The 13964-nt window shown below is 49.1% G+C and carries 13 protein-coding genes; 11 read left to right on the forward strand and 2 right to left on the reverse strand.

The window, feature by feature from the left end; genetic code table 11:
• The first annotated feature begins 7 nt into the window (after window positions 1–7).
• The 8 genes from MKQ68_RS02335 (at window position 8) to MKQ68_RS02370 (ending at window position 8961) form a co-directional block, all read left to right on the forward strand.
• Complete coding sequence (locus MKQ68_RS02335; RefSeq protein ID WP_264281912.1) at window positions 8–1489, forward strand: alpha-L-fucosidase; 1482 nt, start codon at window positions 8–10, stop codon at window positions 1487–1489.
• A 161-nt stretch (window positions 1490–1650) separates the two neighbouring features.
• A complete protein-coding gene (locus MKQ68_RS02340; RefSeq protein WP_264281913.1) occupies window positions 1651–3324 on the forward strand; it encodes a sodium/sugar symporter in 1674 nt (557 codons plus the stop codon).
• Between the two features lie 121 nt (window positions 3325–3445).
• Entirely contained in the window at window positions 3446–4924 is a 1479-nt protein-coding gene (locus MKQ68_RS02345) for a xylulokinase (RefSeq protein WP_264281914.1), read from the forward strand.
• A 37-nt stretch (window positions 4925–4961) separates the two neighbouring features.
• A complete protein-coding gene (gene xylA / locus MKQ68_RS02350) occupies window positions 4962–6290 on the forward strand; it encodes a xylose isomerase (RefSeq protein ID WP_264281915.1) in 1329 nt (442 codons plus the stop codon).
• 251 nt (window positions 6291–6541) lie between these two features.
• A complete protein-coding gene (locus MKQ68_RS02355; RefSeq protein ID WP_264281916.1) occupies window positions 6542–7474 on the forward strand; it encodes an aldose 1-epimerase in 933 nt (310 codons plus the stop codon).
• A 72-nt stretch (window positions 7475–7546) separates the two neighbouring features.
• A complete protein-coding gene (locus tag MKQ68_RS02360) occupies window positions 7547–7732 on the forward strand; it encodes a CsbD family protein (protein ID WP_244836968.1) in 186 nt (61 codons plus the stop codon).
• 120 nt (window positions 7733–7852) lie between these two features.
• A complete protein-coding gene (locus MKQ68_RS02365; RefSeq protein ID WP_264281917.1) occupies window positions 7853–8584 on the forward strand; it encodes a carboxypeptidase-like regulatory domain-containing protein in 732 nt (243 codons plus the stop codon).
• A complete protein-coding gene (locus MKQ68_RS02370; RefSeq protein ID WP_264281918.1) occupies window positions 8584–8961 on the forward strand; it encodes a carboxypeptidase-like regulatory domain-containing protein in 378 nt (125 codons plus the stop codon). The genes MKQ68_RS02365 and MKQ68_RS02370 overlap by 1 nt, the downstream gene beginning before the upstream one ends.
• A gap of 61 nt (window positions 8962–9022) precedes the next feature.
• On the opposite strand, the gene MKQ68_RS02375 is transcribed toward MKQ68_RS02370, so the two are convergent.
• Together MKQ68_RS02375 and MKQ68_RS02380 are read right to left on the reverse strand one after the other, a co-directional pair.
• Entirely contained in the window at window positions 9023–10102 is a 1080-nt protein-coding gene (locus tag MKQ68_RS02375) for a S1C family serine protease (protein ID WP_264281919.1), read from the reverse strand.
• Window positions 10103–10134: 32 nt separating this feature from the next.
• Window positions 10135–10701: an RNA polymerase sigma factor gene (locus MKQ68_RS02380; RefSeq protein ID WP_264281920.1), complete on the reverse strand. Its 567-nt coding sequence runs from the start codon at window positions 10699–10701 to the stop codon at window positions 10135–10137.
• 132 nt (window positions 10702–10833) lie between these two features.
• Between MKQ68_RS02380 and MKQ68_RS02385 the strand changes: the two genes are divergently transcribed.
• From MKQ68_RS02385 to MKQ68_RS02395, 3 genes are all read left to right on the forward strand, one after another.
• Window positions 10834–11046, forward strand: coding sequence for a hypothetical protein (locus tag MKQ68_RS02385; RefSeq protein WP_244836963.1), 213 nt, complete (start codon window positions 10834–10836; stop codon window positions 11044–11046).
• 916 nt (window positions 11047–11962) lie between these two features.
• On the forward strand, window positions 11963–12790 hold the full coding sequence (locus MKQ68_RS02390) for a prephenate dehydratase (RefSeq protein ID WP_244836962.1): 828 nt from the start codon (window positions 11963–11965) through the stop codon (window positions 12788–12790).
• Between the two features lie 10 nt (window positions 12791–12800).
• Window positions 12801–13961: a pyridoxal phosphate-dependent aminotransferase gene (locus MKQ68_RS02395; protein ID WP_244836961.1), complete on the forward strand. Its 1161-nt coding sequence runs from the start codon at window positions 12801–12803 to the stop codon at window positions 13959–13961.
• Window positions 13962–13964 lie beyond the last annotated feature (3 nt).

Consider the following 13964-nt stretch of genomic DNA (forward strand, 5'->3'; position numbering starts at 1 on the left):
TCCACGCATGAATACAACTATCAGGAATCTCCTGCTTGGCCTGGCCCTGTTACCCGCCACCGCCAACGCACAGCAAAAGTACCAGCCCACCTGGGCGTCTATCGACAGCAGACCCGTACCGGCCTGGTTCGAGAATGCCAAATTCGGCATCTTCATCCACTGGGGTGTATACTCCGTGCCTGCCTGGGCGCCCAAAGGCGTTTACTCGGAATGGTACCAGTACTGGTTGCAGAACCGCCAGGTATCAGGGAACAACAACCCGCAAAAGGATATGGTATACAACTACCATAAAAACCGTTTTGGCGATAACTATTCGTACTACAATTTCGCCGACCAGTTTAAAGCAGAAGATTACGACCCGGCCGCCTGGGCAAATGTGCTGCAAAAGTCTGGCGCAAAATACGTGGTGCTCACCTCCAAACACCACGACGGCTTCGCCCTTTGGCCCAGTAAAGAGGCCAGTAAAGCTTTCGGCCGCCCCTGGAACGCTGTGGATGCTGCCGCCAAACGCGACTTGCTTGGCGATCTGACCACTGCCGTGAAAAAGACCGGCGTGAAGATGGGTTACTATTATTCATTGTACGAGTGGTACAACCCTGTGTATAAAGCGAAAGACTATAATAAGTATGTAGATGAACACATGTTCCCGCAAATAAAAGAACTGGTGAACAACTACAAACCCGATATGATCTGGACTGATGGCGAGTGGGAACAAACCGACACCACCTGGAAGGCCCGCGATATCATTGCCTGGATGTATAATGAAAGCCCGGTAAAAGACAGCATCGTCATCAACGACCGCTGGGGCAAAGGCATCCGTCAGAAGCACGGCGGCTTTTATACCACCGAATACGAGGCAGGTGCCAGCTTTAACCGTCCGTGGGAAGAGTGCCGGGGAATGGGTTTTTCGTTTGGGTATAACCGTAATGAAGACATAGAAGATTACAACTCCGCCCAGGCCCTGGTATTACTATTGGTAGATGTAGTAAGCAGTGGCGGCAACCTGCTGCTGGATATTGGTCCGGATGCGCATGGTAAAATTCCTCCTATCATGCAGGAGCGCCTGTTGCAGATTGGCAAATGGCTGTCTGTAAACGGAGAAGCCATTTACGACACGCGCAAATGGAAACAGGCTGCCCAGTGGACTTCCGGCGACCGCACCTACAAACAGAAAGGTGGTCATATGGCGAGCGGCGAGTACATCATCAAACAAACCATCGATCCCGATCCGGGATTTGCGGTGAAACAGGCGTTTTTCACTACGAAAGGCACCACGCTGTACGCCATCGCCCCCGAAATGCCCGAAGGCAAATGGTTACTGCGGGATGTGATGCCTGCTGCCAACACCACCGTAACCTTGCTCGGTTCCGATAAAAAAATCGGCTGGAAGAAGGTGAAGGACGGCATTGAGCTGGACGTACCCAGGATGACCGCAAAGGAGCTACCGGGCGATTACGCTTACACATTTAAGATCACTTCCGCCAAATAAGCGGCTTACATTAACAAAAAAGGACGGTACTAAAGGGTAACGTCCTTTTTTTTATCTTCCGGGAGAAAAAAACAATAAGGGTATATTATACCTTTAAAATTAAATCCTATCTTGAAAGCCTAAAAATATTTTCCATTTACCACGTTCAATGAAAAAATAAAATGAACAGCTCATTGCACTTTTACGACTACTTAGTATTCCTCTTTTATTTCATCATCGTTGCAGGCTACGGCTTCTTTATTTACCGCCGCAAGAAAAAAGCAACCACCGACACCAAAGATTTCTTTTTGGCTGAAGGTTCCCTTACCTGGTGGGCTATTGGCGCTTCGCTGATCGCTTCCAACATTTCCGCAGAGCAGTTCATAGGCATGTCGGGCAACGGCTTTTCCATCGGGTTGGCCATTTCCACGTACGAATGGATGGCAGCTGCCACACTTATAGTGGTGGCGGTGTTTTTCCTGCCCATCTACCTGAAGAATAAGATTTATACCATGCCGCAGTTTTTGTCGCAACGGTATAATGAAACGGTGAGCCTTATTATGGCGGCCTTCTGGCTGCTGTTGTATGTGGTGGTAAACCTTACTTCTATCCTGTACCTGGGTGCGCTGGCGATTACCACCATTTCCGGGGTTAACTTCTACGCCTGTATGGTGCTGCTGGCAGTATTCGCCATCTTCATTACGCTGGGCGGTATGAAAGTAATCGGTTATACAGATGTGATCCAGGTGTTTTTCCTGATTCTCGGTGGTTTGGCCACTACTTACCTGGCCCTCAACCTGGTGGCAGAAAACTACGGTAGTTCCGGCACTATTGCTGGTTTTAAACAGATTATGTCGCAGGCGCCCGATCACTTCCACATGATTCTCGACAAAGATGATAAGAACTACTTATCGCTACCGGGGCTATCGGTATTGATTGGCGGTATGTGGATCGTGAACCTGAATTACTGGGGCTGTAACCAGTACATTACGCAACGTGCGCTGGGCGCCGATCTCAAAACCGCCCGTAACGGCCTGCTGTTCGCCGGTTTCCTGAAACTGCTGATGCCGATCATCGTAGTATTACCGGGCATCGCTGCTTACGTACTGCACCAGAAAGGCATGCTGCAGGCAGAAATGCTGAAAGAAGGTAAACTGAACCAGGACAATGCCTACCCGGTACTCCTGAACCTGCTGCCCATTGGCCTGAAAGGTTTGTCGTTCGCCGCGTTGACTGCCGCGGTGGTGGCATCACTCGCCGGTAAAGCCAATTCCATTGCTACCATCTATTCCCTGGATATCTATAAAAAACTGATCAAGAAAGACGCGACAGAACAGGATGTGGTGAAGACCGGCCGCATCGTAGTGGTAGTAACTATGTTGTTCGCGATCGTGATCTCCAACTTCCTGGGTATCGATAAAGAAGGTGGCTTCCAGTTCATACAGGAGTACACAGGCTTCGTTTCGCCAGGTGTATTTGCCATGTTTATCCTTGGCTTCTTCTGGAAACGCACCACTTCCCGCGCGGCCATGTTCGCCATGATAGGTGGTTTACTGCTGTCTTTCGTACTGAAGTTCCTGCCAGGATGGATAGATCTTGCACCTTTATACGACATCGCGCTGGCAGTGCCTAACAAAGATGGTGTTTTCGAGATTCCGTTTCTCGATCGTATGGGTATCGTATTTGTATTTTGCCTTATCGGTATGGTGCTTATTTCACTGGCCGACCCAAAGAGCAAAAACAACCCGAAAGGTCTGGAAGTGGATGCTTCGATGTTCAAAACATCACCGGCATTTACCTTTGGCGCCATCGTTACGGTATGTATCCTGATCGCACTTTACACCATATTTTGGTAAATAATAGGGTATGATTCGTTAAATCGTATCCCGATGTTTCTTATTCTGACTGTCCCTTTGTATTTTTTCAAGCGAAATACAAAGGGACTTTCTTTTTTAACTGGATTATAAATTCTGCGAAATGTATTTTTTAGGATTGGATATTGGTTCCTCTTCCATTAAGGCCGCCCTGCTGGATGCAGTTTCTGGTAAGGCGGTGGCCTCGGCCGCCAGCACGGATAAGGAACTGCCTATACACGCCCCTCGCGCCGATTGGGCAGAGCAGGACCCGGAGTCGTGGTGGCAGGAGGTGCAAAAGGCGGTAGCCTTACTTAGACAACAACAACCGTTTGCGCCTGATGATATTAAAGCCATTGGCATCGCTTACCAGATGCATGGTTTGGTATGTGTGGACAAGGACCAGCGCCCGCTGCGCCCTTCTATTATATGGTGCGACAGCCGCGCCGTAGAAGTAGGGGACAGGGCCCTGCAGCATTTAGGGGAGGATTATGCGTTACAGCACCTGTTGAACGCCCCCGGCAACTTCACCGCCTCCAAACTCCGCTGGGTACGCGAGAACGAACCGGAAACTTACGCCCTGATCGATAAGATCATGCTGCCCGGCGACTTCATCGCTATGCGCCTCACCGGCGAAGCCTGCACCACATTGTCGGGCTTGTCCGAAGGTATATTCTGGGATTTTAAAGAACAGGCGATCTCTAAACCCTTGCTCGACTTCTATGGCATCGACGAAAGCCTGCTATCTAAAATAGTTCCTACATTCGGTGAACAAGGCTTCGTAACAAAACAGGCGGCTGAGCTCCTGGGCATCGCCGCCGGCACGCCGGTCACCTATCGTGCGGGCGACCAGCCGAACAACGCCTTCTCCCTGAACGTACTGCAACCCGGCGAAGCAGCCACCACCGCCGGCACATCGGGCGTGGTGTACGCAGTCGGCGATCAACCTGCCTACGATGCGCAAAGCCGGGTGAACTCATTCATTCATGTGAACCATACAAAGGAGCAGGTGCGAAACGGGGTGCTGATGTGCCTGAACGGGACGGGCATCCTCAACAGCTGGCTTAAACACCAGGTGAGCGGCGCCAGCTACGAAGAGATGAATGCCCGTGCCGCCAAAGCTCCGCTGGGCGCCGACGGACTAAGGGTATATCCTTTCGGTAACGGCGTAGAACGTATACTCGCCAACAAACCATTCGGCGGCACCTTCCGCCACCTGAACTTCAACGTTCACGAGCAGGCACACCTGCTGCGTGCCGGCCAGGAAGGCATCGTGTACGCGCTGACGTATGGTATAGATATTATGCGCCAGATGGGGCTGAAGATAGAACGGGTGCGCGCCGGTAAGGCAAACATGTTCCTGAGCCCCCTCTTCCGGGAGGCTTTTGCGAATGCAGGCAACGTCACCATCGAGTTATACAATACGGATGGCGCACTCGGCGCAGCAAGGGCTGCAGGCATAGGTGCTGGTTACTACAAGGAGATGCGTGATGCGTTCAACGGTATGGAATGCCTGTCCACCATCACCCCCGATCCCACCCTGCAGCAGGCTTACGGGAACGTTTACGCAGATTGGAAAGCCGGTCTGGAAGAAATGCTTTAATTTGATTGTCAATAGAACACTAAAAAATAGTAGTATCATGGGTATCACGTTAGGAAATACAGAATACTTTAAAGGTATTGGGCAGGTAAAGTATGAAGGGCCCCAATCCGACAATCCATTTGCTTACAAATGGTACAACCCGGACCACCAGATCAATGGTAAGTCCATGAAAGAGCTGTTCAAATTTGCCGTATCGTACTGGCACACGTTCTGCGGAACAGGCGGCGATCCGTTTGGTCCGGGTACAAAAAACTTCCCCTGGCTGGTATCGCCAGATCCGGCGCAAAGTGCAAAAGATAAGATGGACGCAGCGTTCGAGTTCATCACCAAGCTGGATGTGCCTTACTACTGTTTTCACGATATCGACCTGGTTGACGAAGGCGACAGCCTGGCAGAATACGAAGCGCGTTTGCAGATGATCGTAAATTACGCGAGCCAGAAGCAGGCGGAGAGTGGCGTAAAACTGCTCTGGGGCACTGCAAACGTGTTCAGCAACCCGCGCTACATGAACGGGGCATCTACCAACCCGGACTTCTCTGTTGTAGCCTACGCAGGTACACAGATCAAGAACGCGATGGACGCAACGATCGCACTCGGCGGTGAGAACTACGTGTTCTGGGGCGGCCGCGAAGGCTACATGACACTGTTAAATACAGATATGAAGCGCGAGCAGGAGCACCTGGCCCGTTTCCTCACCATGGCCCGCGACTATGCCCGCAAACAGGGCTTCAAGGGTACCTTCTTCATTGAGCCTAAGCCTTGCGAGCCTACCAAACATCAGTACGATTACGACTGTGCTACGGTAATCGGCTTCCTGCGTCAGCATGGGCTGGACAAAGACTTCAAAATTAATATTGAAGTGAACCACGCTACCCTGGCCGGTCACACCTTCCAGCATGAACTGCAAACCGCTGCCGACGCCGGTATGCTGGGCAGCATCGATGCCAACAGGGGCGATTACCAGAACGGCTGGGATACCGACCAGTTCCCGAACAACCTCAACGAAATGGTAGAAACCATGCTCGTTATTCTGGAAGCAGGTGGGTTTGCAGGAGGCGGTGTTAACTTCGACGCCAAGGCCCGTCGTAACTCTACCGACCTGGAAGATCTGTTCCATGCGCATATCGGTGGTATCGACAACTTTGCCCGCTCGGCCATTATTGCAGACAAAATACTGAGGGAGTCGCCGTACAGGCAGTTCCGCAAAGACCGCTACGCTTCGTTCGACAGCGGCGAGGGAAAAGCCTTTGAAGAAGGTAAACTTACCCTCGAAGACCTGCGCGAGTTCGCGATCGCCCATGGCGAGCCGAAACAAACCAGCGGTCGCCAGGAATGGCTCGAAAACCTGGTGAACAAGTACATCTAAGTAACCGGCATATTTTTAAAGCGGGGAAGAGGGCAACCTTTTTCCCGCTTTTTTGTTGTGCATATCATGGGTTTGGTGGCCGGAAGAAATTTCTTGAAAGGTGATTGTTAATGGTCTTAAATCTATAACTGTCATGGGTTTCGGAGGATTTAGGGGCCGTATTAACTTATTATCTTTTATATATTTATTGCTGCTGTTGCCGAAACTTTCTAAAACAGTTCGTAATTTAACCGCACAATTCAGGAAAGACAATGGGCTTTAGCATTAATCGAAATGAAGAAAACGGTTTCTATGTTATCACGTTAAAGGATAATGTTAACAACACACAGGTAGATATCGTTCCGAATTATGGCGCCATGTTGCATGGTTTTAAAATACAGCACGACGGCAAACTGCTTAACCTGATTGATAATTACGACGGTCTGGACCACTTCAACGAAGACGTGAACACCAGCTTTAAAAACGTAAAACTCAGTCCCTTCGCCTGCAGGCTCAAAGACAGCAGCTATACTTTTAACGGCGCGGAATATACCATTCAAAAATCTCCCATCCACGGTCTTTTATACGATGCGAACTTCGAAGTGATCGAAGAAGAGATCACTGGCCGTTTTGTATCTATCACCCTGGAATACGAATACAACGGAGAAGATCCGGGTTATCCATTTCCTTACACTTGCCATGTGCATTATAAACTGATGCCCTGGAACGAGCTGAAAGTGATCACCCGCTTCACCAACCGCCACGATGGCCCTATTCCCGTAATGGACGGCTGGCACCCTTACTTTACTACCGGCACGCCGGTGGATGAGCTGGAGCTGCAGTTCGCTTCCAATGAAATCGTGGAGTTTGATAGCAGCCTCATTCCTACAGGCCGCCTTGTTCGCTACAACACATACAAAAAACTCACTTCCCTCAAGGATGTGCAGATGGATAATGCGTATACCCTCAACTTCATTCAGCCGCAGCCGCTGTGCCGCCTGTACGACCCGGTGAAAGGTATTACCATTGCACTTTCTCCTGAAGAGAGTTACCCGATATTGCAGGTGTACATTCCACCGCACCGTAACAGCATTGCCATCGAAAACCTGAGCGCACCTCCCGATGCGTTCAACAACGGTATCATGCTCAAAAGACTGGCAGCCGGTAAAAGCACCGATTTTACCACTACCATCAAGGTGAACTGATCCGTTTGGCACGAAATTGGCCATTTGGTAGAAGATTATCCCCTGATTGTTCACGCTTAATCCTGTGCAATTATGGACACTTTAATCATCAGAGGCCAGTGGAATGACATCAAAGGGCAGCTTAAACAACTGTACGCCGAGCTAACAGATGATGACCTCCTTTTCGAAGAAGGTAAGGAGGATCGCCTGATAGGTCGGATACAAATCAAGCTTGGCAAGTCACGCGATGAAGTGATTTCCTTACTGAGATCCTTTTAAAGAACTGCAAAAATCCGGTCCGCTGAAAGTTGGCCGGATTTTTTTATGATACATTTAACACGGTGTTTATTAACCCCGGATGAGCTTTAACTATTTTGTAATGAATTTGTTTAGTTTGGTATGAAATCCTGTTTGTCTTTATTTATCGCCATTTTCGCCCTGCTCCACGCCGGCGGAATACAAGCACAACAACTTAGGCCAGTAACCGTTCGCGGCCAGATGGTAGACAAGGATAGCCGCCTCGTGCTCTATCCCGCATCCGCACGTAATCTTTCCAGCCGGCAGAGCGTATTTACTGATAAAGGCGGTTACTATAAACTGGATGGCCGTCAGAACGATACCATTGTACTTTCGTATATCGGTTACCACGCCGATACGTTTGTAGTTAGGCAGCTGAGTGGTACTGAAGTGCATAATGGCGAACTGCGGATAGAAGAACACTTCCTGCAGGGCGTAGAAATCACCTCGCGATACAACGCTTACCAGCTCGACTCCATCGCCCGCGCCAACGAGTTCCGCCACATCCTGGAACTGCCCGACCGCGACCTCGTCGATAAGTCGAAACGTGCCGAAGGCTTCGGTATCATCTTCAGCCCATTCACCCGCTATTCTCAAAAGGAAAAAGATAAACGGAAATTCAAGGAACAGTTTAGCCAGAACGAAATAGATGAGTACATCGAGTTCCGTTATTCCAAACAATTCGTGAGTAAGGTCACTGGCCTTTCCGGCGATTCGCTGTTGAACTTCATGAATAAAAATACGCCCAGTTACCAGCAATTACGGGTGATGCCTAACGAGGACCTGATTTACTGGACGACCGACCGTTACCGCACCTGGGTGAATAAAAAGTAATGATAAAAGCCTTCGTTCCCTACAGCCTGTTGTTACCTGGTATGCTGTTTTTCGCGCAGCGCACGCAGGCACAACTGCTACGTCCAGTGCTTGCTACCGGGCAGGTGACGGACAGGGAGAGGCACCTCGTGTTATACCCGGCTTCCGTTCGTAATATATCGGCCGGCTTAGGTGTATACACCGACAAGGGCGGTTACTTCCGCATTGGCGCCAGCCGGCGCGATACGATTGTGATTACGTTCCTCGGTTATCATCCTGATACGATGATCGTGAACCAGGCCTCCGGGGAAGCACACGCCGCCGTACGAGGAACTACGGGTGATGAGCAACCTCGATCTCGTTACCTGGACGACCGCACAGTACCGCGACTGGGTTAAGAAATAAAAAAGCATCCCAAGCGGGATGCTTTTTCGTTATTAGCCATGTCGATCGTTATTTTCAGTTGTATACTTTAACCATGTATACATAGTCCTCCAGTTTCTTCAGCTGGTCCTCGCGGCTAAGGCCGTCGAGCGCGCAAACGTTAGACTTAATTTCTTTTTTCGCTTTCTGATTGATGCTTTCTTTAGGCATTTCTTCCAGCAGGCGTTTATTAGCGGATTTGATCGCGAAAGCAATACCATCCGAGGAACGTTGTTTACCGGTAATGATACCGATAATTTGTCCTTTACCGTCGAGCAATGGTGCGCCGCTGTTACCGGGGCTAACCGGGATGGATACCTGGTAGGAGATCGTATCGCCGTTGAAACCTGTTTGGGCGCTGATATAACCTCTGCCATACACCACTTCATCGCGTGGAAAGCCCATGGTGAATACCTCTTCGCCGAGACGGGCTGCTTTTGGTTTAAGCGAGTAGGGAAGTGGAGCGGTGCGGAAGCTTGAGTCTACGATCCGGATCACTGCCAGGTCGCTGGACACATCTTCGAACACGCTGATCGCCTTGAAGGCTTCGCCCCTGTTATTTTGAATATAGATAGAATCTGCATTTGCGATTACGTGGCGGTTCGTCAGCATATAACCGTAACGGTTAATGGCGAAACAAGTACCGCCATAAGTGCCCGGATTGATAGGAGCGCTCCTTTTATCTTTAATGTCACGGATAAGATCGTTCTGAGAACGTTGTATGTTATCCACTTTACGCCTTACATCTTCATATTGCGCTTCATTCGTTTTCTTCGCAGCCTTCTGCATCACTGCGATTGTGCCAAGCGAAGTAACCAACGCTACACACGCCGCTGCAGCAACAGCCACCAGCGTCTTCCTGTTCAGGAAACGGATCTTCGCAGGTTTAGGTGCAAATTCGGCACGCAGACCGGTAAGGTCTGTCTTCGCATGAAGAGCGTTGAGTTTGCCGGTCAACTCCTTCCTTTGGCCGAAAGCCTCCAGGTTTTTAACGAGCAGCTGATGCGCCACCACTTCCTGATCTATTTCAGGATGGCTGCGGCGCTTCGACTCGAAGGCGGCGGCTTCTAACGAGCTCATTTCGCCAGCGAGGTATCGCTCAATTTCTTGTATCAAGTGGATATCGTTCATCACTAATGACCCCCTTCTTATTTATATTGTGCAAAAAATAATTTCTTCAATCGCATCAGGCACTTATACTTCTGGTTCTTGGCGTTCTCCGCATTCGTGTAACCGAACTTTTCCGATATTTCCTGCATGGAGCGTTTATGCAGGTAATAATCTTCGAGAATCGTGCGGCAGGGTTCCCCCATACTGCCCATTGCCTTTTCCATGATAGTGAACTGCTCGTCCCGCTTCTCATGCTCTTCTATCGTGTCTTCCACCGGCGTTACGGCTTCCAGCTCTTCACTGATGGTACCCTGCCAGGCTTGTCCCTGCAATTTTTTCAGCCAAAGGCGGCGGCAAACTGCATAAATGTAGGTTTTAAGCCTGCTCGTGAGTACAAATCCCCCTTCCTGCACCTTTTCATATAATATGATCACCGATTCCTGGAAGAGGTCTTTGGCATCATCTTCTGACCCGTTATTTTGCAAAACCATCCTGTAAATCATGGGGAAGTTCTCTGAGTAGATGATTTCCAATGATTTATCGTCGCTTTTAGCTAAGCCTTGCAATAATTCCTGGTCCCTTTCGATATGTTGATAGTTATTCACTTATTAATACGGTTTACTGCATTTAGTAACCCAAAGTAACCGAAAAAAATATTTTTTCAAATCCTGGGTTACCTTTCTTTTGATCCGGTATAAAGGTTAAATATTATTTCTAAAACACTAAATCTTATTATCATGAAAAACGTACTGAAAGCTTCTTTCTTCGCTCTGGCTCTGGGTCTGTTCGCTGCATCTTGCAACAACGCTTCTAAACCTGCTGAAGATTCTACAGCTGTAGCTCCAATCGACTCTGCTGCTGTAACTCCAGTTCCAGTTGATACTGCTGCTGTTGTTGACACAACTACTGTTGTTGATTCAGCTGCCGCTCCAGCTCCTGCTGCTCACTAATTATCAGCAAGCATAAAGGTTTTATAAAGCCGCTTCCCTCCGGGAGGCGGCTTTCCTTTTTAAGAGATCTTAAAAAGTAGCCGGTTATCCTACTGTTAGTACGTTTAAACGCCTTTTGTTCGCCGTCAGTACCTCTTGGCGTACCCGTCGAAAGTAGCCAGTTATCCTACTGTTATCCTACTGTTAGTGCGTACAAACGCCTTCTGTTCGCCATCGGTACCTCTTGGCATGATCGTCGAAAGTAGCCAGTTATCCTACTGTTATCCTACTATTAGTCCGTACAAACCCCTTGCTTACACCTTCTATCCGCCACTGGCACCCTTGCTTCGAACAAAGACACCCCATCAATCAAGCCTCTGCCCCAAATAATTGATCCCCATCCCATTAGTTGCTGTAACAACTGATGTATTGGCATCAATTTTAATTTAAGGAACCCTGCCATAAATACAAGAGTTTTTGAAATAAATCTATCTATTTGCTGAATCGATTGAATGAAATTTAATTTTTTGGCTAGTGGTTGAAGATTTCAAATCGTGGCTTACATTTGTAACGCAATCAAAAGAAAGCAAACAATCATGCAAACGCAAACGACCTTTGGTTACTTTTACGGTTTTTACTTTTTCTGGTATCAGAAATAGCCGGGGTTCCTTTGCATAAAGCAGATAAAAATATAAGAAAGGGCCTCGGGTAAACCGGAGGCCTTTTTTAATGCACTTTAGCCAATAGATATGTCACACAAGAGCTGCCTTTATTTCTTTTACTTTTTCTTTTACTTCTTTTATCAGGAGAAGCAGGGGACTCTTTTGTAAATATCTGGCTAACATAAAAGCTGAATAACATGAAAGGGTCCCGGCTCAGGGGACCCTTTTCTTTTGTCTTATCCAATACCTATCATTAAACAACAACAAACTAAACAATGCGTATCGCAATCCAGGGATTTGAAGGATGTTTTCATCAGCAGGCCGCCCAGCGGTATTACGGTAAACAAACCGAAATAGAAGCCTGTTCCTCCTTCCCCGAACTCGTTAAAAAGGTGAAGGTGGGCAAAGAGGCAGATGCTGGCATGATGGCCATCGAAAACTCCATCGCCGGCAGCATCCTGCCTAACTACAGCCTGTTAAAAAACTCCGGACTGCACGTAACCGGCGAGGTTTACCTGCAGATCAACCAGCACCTGATGGCGCTGCCCGGCCAACGCATTGAAGATATAAGAGAGGTACACAGTCACCCGATGGCATTGCTGCAATGCGCCACCTTCCTCGAAAAATACCCGAACATCAAACTGGTAGAGTCGGAAGATACGGCCCTCAGTGCGAAGAATGTACACCAGCGTAAATCAAAGACCATTGCCGCCATCGCGAGCAAACTGGCCTCCGAGATCTATGAGCTGGACATCATCGCGCCAAATATTCACACAGCGAAGAACAACTATACGCGCTTCCTCGCCATCTCACGTAATGGGGTGGAGCCGGCGGAAGATGCCAATAAGTCATCTGTATACTTTCAAACACCTAACGAAAGCGGTAGCCTGGCTAAAGTGTTGAGCATGATCGCCGCCGAAGGTATCGGTCTTTCCAAAATTCAGTCTTTTCCGATTCCCGCTAAAGAGTGGACGTACTACTTCCATGCGGATATGGAGTTCGAAGACCTGAAACACTTCCGTAAGGCATTAAAACGAATCGAACCACTAACAGACCAGCTGACGATTTTAGGGATCTACAAAAAAGGATTAACACACGCATAAAGCTTATTACATGCAGATATCAGTAGCCAGCAGATTACAGCATACAGAGGAGTACTACTTCTCTAAAAAGCTGCGGGAAATAGAAATGATGAACAAAGCAGGCGCCAACGTGATCAACCTTGGCATCGGCAGTCCCGACCTGCCACCCCATGCTTCTGTGGTAGCGGCACTCAGCGAACACGCGCAGCTGCCTAACACCCACGCCTACATGGGTTATAAGGGCGTTCCCGCACTGCGCCAGGCGATCGCTGACTGGTATCAGAAGTTTTATGATGTGCAGCTCGATCCTGAAACGGAAGTATTACCGCTGATCGGTTCCAAAGAAGGCATCATGCATATTTGTATGACGTTTCTCGAAAAGGGCGACCAGGCGTTGATTCCTGATCCGGGTTATCCCACGTACCATTCGGCCGTACAGCTGAGCGGCGCGACACCGGTAACTTACAAGCTGTCGGCTGATAACAACTGGGAGCCGGACTTAGCGGCACTCGCCAAAACAGACCTGAGCAAGGTGAAACTGATGTGGGTGAACTACCCGCACATGCCCACCGGCGCACAGGCTACACCCGGCTTCTTCGAAAAGCTGATTGCCTTCGCCAAAGCACATAACATACTGCTGTGCCACGATAATCCGTACAGCTTTATTTTGAACGATCAGCCGAAAAGCCTCCTGTCTGTACCCGGCGCCCGCGAAGTGGTGCTGGAGCTCAACTCGCTCAGCAAATCCTCGAACATGGCAGGCTGGCGCGTAGGTATGCTCGCCGGTAAAGCGGAGTGGATCGCCGACGTGCTGCGTTTCAAGAGCAATATGGACAGCGGCATGTTTCAACCAGTACAAATGGCAGCGGTAAAAGCGCTGGAGCTGGGCAAAGAATGGTATGACGAGCTGAATAAAATATACCGTGGCCGCCGCACCAAGGTGTTCGAACTGCTGGACCTCATCGGCGCAAAGTACGACACCAACCAGGTAGGCATGTTCGTTTGGGCGCAAATCCCGGCGGGTTATGCAGATGGTTACGCGGTGAGCGACGAAGTGCTGCAAAAGGCGAAAGTGTTTATTACGCCGGGCGGCATCTTCGGAGAAAATGGCAAAGGCTACATTCGCGTAAGCCTTTGTAAAGGCGAAAAAGTATTTAGCGAAGCCATTGAGCGTATCAAGGCATCAAAATAAAAG

The sequence above is a fragment of the Chitinophaga horti genome, assembly GCF_022867795.2.
In the GTDB taxonomy this organism is placed as follows: domain Bacteria; phylum Bacteroidota; class Bacteroidia; order Chitinophagales; family Chitinophagaceae; genus Chitinophaga; species Chitinophaga horti.

Coding starts and splice junctions, on each gene's coding strand:
- MKQ68_RS02335 (WP_264281912.1), top strand. CDS start 8: ATGAATACAACTATCAGGAATCTCCTGCTTGGCCTGGCCCTGTTACCC.
- MKQ68_RS02340 (WP_264281913.1), top strand. CDS start 1,651: ATGAACAGCTCATTGCACTTTTACGACTACTTAGTATTCCTCTTTTAT.
- MKQ68_RS02345 (WP_264281914.1), top strand. CDS start 3,446: ATGTATTTTTTAGGATTGGATATTGGTTCCTCTTCCATTAAGGCCGCC.
- xylA (WP_264281915.1), top strand. CDS start 4,962: ATGGGTATCACGTTAGGAAATACAGAATACTTTAAAGGTATTGGGCAG.
- MKQ68_RS02355 (WP_264281916.1), top strand. CDS start 6,542: ATGGGCTTTAGCATTAATCGAAATGAAGAAAACGGTTTCTATGTTATC.
- MKQ68_RS02360 (WP_244836968.1), top strand. CDS start 7,547: ATGGACACTTTAATCATCAGAGGCCAGTGGAATGACATCAAAGGGCAG.
- MKQ68_RS02365 (WP_264281917.1), top strand. CDS start 7,853: ATGAAATCCTGTTTGTCTTTATTTATCGCCATTTTCGCCCTGCTCCAC.
- MKQ68_RS02370 (WP_264281918.1), top strand. CDS start 8,584: ATGATAAAAGCCTTCGTTCCCTACAGCCTGTTGTTACCTGGTATGCTG.
- MKQ68_RS02385 (WP_244836963.1), top strand. CDS start 10,834: ATGAAAAACGTACTGAAAGCTTCTTTCTTCGCTCTGGCTCTGGGTCTG.
- MKQ68_RS02390 (WP_244836962.1), top strand. CDS start 11,963: ATGCGTATCGCAATCCAGGGATTTGAAGGATGTTTTCATCAGCAGGCC.
- MKQ68_RS02395 (WP_244836961.1), top strand. CDS start 12,801: ATGCAGATATCAGTAGCCAGCAGATTACAGCATACAGAGGAGTACTAC.